This is a genomic window from Armatimonadota bacterium, from assembly GCA_020354555.1.
Classification (GTDB): Bacteria; Armatimonadota; Hebobacteria.
Genome location: CP070648.1, coordinates 3,326,546 through 3,330,362 on the forward strand (window position 1 = coordinate 3,326,546; position 3,817 = coordinate 3,330,362).

The 3,817-nt window shown below is 68.7% G+C and carries 4 protein-coding genes; all 4 read left to right on the forward strand.

Going from position 1 to position 3,817, the window contains the following annotated elements:
• Positions 1-211, forward strand: a 211-nt coding sequence (locus tag JSV65_13610; GenBank protein ID UCH33592.1) for a hypothetical protein, incomplete at its 5' end; no start/stop codon positions are given.
• A gap of 86 nt (positions 212-297) precedes the next feature.
• Positions 298-969 (forward strand): (d)CMP kinase, encoded by a 672-nt coding sequence (locus JSV65_13615; GenBank protein UCH33593.1) that lies wholly within the window; start codon positions 298-300, stop codon positions 967-969.
• A 250-nt stretch (positions 970-1,219) separates the two neighbouring features.
• Positions 1,220-2,308, forward strand: a complete 1,089-nt coding sequence (locus JSV65_13620; GenBank protein UCH33594.1) for a GHMP kinase — start codon at positions 1,220-1,222, stop codon at positions 2,306-2,308.
• Between the two features lie 35 nt (positions 2,309-2,343).
• The gene (locus JSV65_13625) at positions 2,344-3,684 is read left to right on the forward strand and encodes a hypothetical protein (protein ID UCH33595.1); all 1,341 of its coding nucleotides are present in this window, start codon (positions 2,344-2,346) and stop codon (positions 3,682-3,684) included.
• The last annotated feature ends 133 nt before the right edge of the window (positions 3,685-3,817 follow it).

Here is a 3,817-nt window from a genome sequence, read left to right on the forward strand (position 1 = left end):
GCCGCAGGCGCAGGCGATCCATCACGTCGGCGCGAGCACGGCGCAGGCGCGGCGCGCGGCGCTGCGGTTGAGCCAGGAGGGGCTGGCGCGGTTCTACCGGAAACACTACCGCGGCGCGCTGTCGTGGCCGGCGTATTGGGGGGCGATGGCCGGCATGACAGTCGCGTTCTGGCTGCGGAGAGCGTGGGCGGCGGTGCGACGGGCGACGTGAGACGGCGTCTGAACCGCGGAGAGCGCAGAGGACGCGGAGTCGCCGGGTCGCGGCGGAGGCGAGCCGCTGCTTCGTGAGATGAGGGAGTGCGTAAGCCCAGGATTGCGATAGACGGCCCGGCAGGGTCGGGGAAGACGACCATCGCGCGGCTCGCAGCGCAGCGGCTGGGGCTGATGTGCGTCGAGACGGGCGCGATGTACCGCGCGGTGGCGCTGCAGGCGCGGAAGCTGGGCGTTGACCCGGATGATGCGCAAGCGCTGGCCGAGATGACCGAGCGGATGGATCTCCGGCTCGAACCGCTGCCGGATGGGCGCGCGCGGGTGCTCGTGTCGGGGGAAGACATCGGGGCAGAGCTGCGTTCGCCGGAACTCGAGCAACTCGCATCGCGGATATCCACGCATCCCGAGGTGCGGCGGCAGCTCGTGGCGCTGCAACAGCGGGTGGCGGCGGGCGGCGGAGTGGTCATGGAGGGGCGCGACATCCAGACCGTCGTGCTGCCCGACGCGGATGTGAAGGTGTTCCTCACCGCGTCGCCGGAAGAGCGCGCGCGGCGGCGGATGCAGGATCTCGAGGCGGCGGGAAAGGCGGCTCGGTTCGAGGAGGTTCTCGCGAGCGTGCGCGAGCGCGACGAGCGGGACGAGACGCGGGCTGCCTCCCCTCTGCGCGCGGCGGCCGATGCGGTCATCATTGATACCGATGACCTGACGATAGAGCAAGTCGTCGCACGTGTCGTAGAGCTTGCCCCACGGGGCGAGTGAGGCGGACTCGTAGCTCGGCGGCGGGGAGTTAGAGCGGATCGTGCGGGAGATAGAGGAAAGGGAGGGGGAAGGCGGGTGAACCGGGGCGAGATTCCTCTCTCGCTGCGCTTGATTGGAATGACACTCGGCTGGGCCGGCGCCAGCTACACACCCGCATCCGCACCCTGAAGTTTGCCGGCGGTGGGGCGGTCTGATATACTGTTTGCAGCGCGGAGTTGGAGCGCGAACCGCGCTCACGTCACACCTCGGTATGGCAGACACACTCACCGTTGCGGCGCCGGGACGCATTTGCCTGTTCGGGGAGCACCAGGATTTTCTGGGGCTGCCCGTGATCGCCGCCGCGATTGACCTGCATATCACGATCTTCGGCAGGCGCGTCGGGGGCGATGTCATCCGGCTCGATATGCCCGATATCGAGGACGCCGACGAGTTCGACCCGTGCTGCGCCCTCGAGCCCCGCACCCCTCGCGACTACCTGCGCGCGGCGATCAATGTGCTTCTGAGGGAAGGCATCCAGCCGCCGCTGGGATGGGACTGCACCATCACCGGGAAGCTCCCCATCAACGCGGGCTGCTCCAGCTCGTCGGCGCTGACCGTGGCATGGGTGAAGTTCCTGCTCGAAGCGGCGGACGCGTGCGGCAAGGATGATCCCGCAGCCGTGGCGCGCCTGGCGCACCGCGCCGAGGTGGTTGAGTTCGGCGAGCCGGGCGGGATGATGGATCATTATACGAGCGCGATGGGCGGGGTGGTGCACATAGATACACGGGATCCGATAGAGGTCACGCCGCTGCGCGAGAGCATGGACGGCTTCGTGCTGGGCGATTCTGTGGAGCGCAAAGAGACGACAACGGTGCTGCGCCGGTCCAAGGAGGATGTGCTCGAAGGAGTGCGCCTGCTCAAGGAGCGGCATGGTGAGTTCGACCTGCACGCGACGACGCTCGATGACGCAGGGCCATGGCTGGCGGACCTGCCGGAGCACAACCGGCTGAAGGTCGAGGCGAACATCATTGACCGCGACCTGTGCCGGCGCGGGCTGGAGCTGCTGCGCGGGGGTCTCGATCCCGCCGCGGTCGGTCGGCTCTTGACGCAGCATCACTGGGAGCTGAGCGGGAAGCTCGGCGTGTCCACGCCCAAGCTGGACCGCATGGTCGAGGCGGCGGTCGCGGCGGGGGCGCTCGGGGCGAAGCTGAACGGCTCGGGCGGCGGCGGGTGCATGTTCGCGTACTGCCCGGGGGCGGAGGAGCGTGTCGCGGCCGCTCTCGCCGATGCGGGCGGCAAGCCGTGTATCGTGCACAGCGATTCCGGCGCGCGAGTCATCGGGGAGTGTGGAGGGGCTTGACGTCGCCGCGGCGAAGCGAGTGATAGGACGGAGTGATGATGCGAAAGAGATGTTACAGCGATTCTACGCGGCGGCGCTTGGTCGCCGGGCGCGTCAGCGCGGTGACCGCAATCGGTGCGGCGATCGCGGCGTGCTTGCTCGTGCTGGCGCTGGCGCCGCCATCGAGCAGCGTGGTGAGCGGGGACGTGCGGCTCGCGCTCACCGCGAACTGCAATACGCTCCTGGAGACCTGCGGCTGCCCGAGCGACAAGGCGGGCGGGTTCCCGGAGAAGGCGGCGCTGCTCGAGAGCTACCGCAAGGAGGGCGTGCCGCTGGTCGTCCTCGATGCGGGCGATGCCGTGGAAGCGAAGGATTTGGCGGAGCGCGCGGAGGTGATGATTCGCGCGATGGGCGCGGCGGGTTATCACGTGCTCAATGTAGGCGATCAGGAGGCGTCGCGCGGTGTCGAGTTCCTCAACCACATCGCGTCGCTGACGCCGATGGTGGTGGTTTCGACGAACCTGGTGCATGCGGACACGGGGGAGCCGGTGGTCAAGCCGTTCGCCGTGGTCGCGGCAGGACGCACGAAGATCGGCGTGATGGGAGTGCTGGGGGCGCTCTCGTCGGGCGGGGGCGGCGCGGCGCAGATCACCGCGATCAGCCCGGGGGAGGCGATCAAGAAGTACCTGCCTGAGGTGCGCGAGCAGGCTGACGCAGTAGTTGTGCTGGCGCATGTGAGCCCGACGGAGGGCAAGAAGCTCGCGCGCATCCCCGGGATCGAGGTCGTAGCGGGGGGCGACCAGTGGTCGCGCATCCCCGACCCGGAACTCGTCGCCGAGACGCTGTGGATACAGCCGCCGAGCTTCGGGCGATTCGTCTCGGTGGTGCGGCTGAGGCCGCAGGGCTCGCGGCTGCGTGCGACCAACTGGCGCACCGCGACGGTACCGTGGCGCGGCGAGCGCCATCCCGAGGTCGCGAAGATCATCGAGGGATACACGCAGACGGAAAACGAGGGCTACATCGAACTGCTGTCCCAGACGACGGGACAACACGAGGGCTACGAGGGCGTCGAGAAGTGCGCGGAGTGTCACGGCGAGATCGCCAAGTCGTGGGAGCAGACGCGGCACGCACAGGGCTGGGAGACGTTGAAGCGCGCGGGGCACCGCTATGATGCCAAGTGCCTGCCCTGCCACACGACAGGCGACCCGAGCAAGCTGCCGTCGGTCGCGCTCAAAGGCGTGCAGTGCGAGGCGTGCCATTTCCCGATGAGCCAACACGAGGAGCGCGCGGGGGCGGAGGGCGAGAAGGACTGGAAGGCGGTTTGCGTCCGCTGCCACACCGAGGAGCGCAGCCCGGACTTCGATTTCGCGGAGCGCGTGAAGCGCATCAGTCATTGATGGCTGCGCGTCTCGGACCGCACCGCATGAATCGCCCCGCCGCTGTCGAGCCCGGCGACGAGAACCTGGGCCTGTGCGCGGTATGCGAGGGCGCGCAGTCAGCGACCGCCGCATTCAAGAGCAGACCCACGAC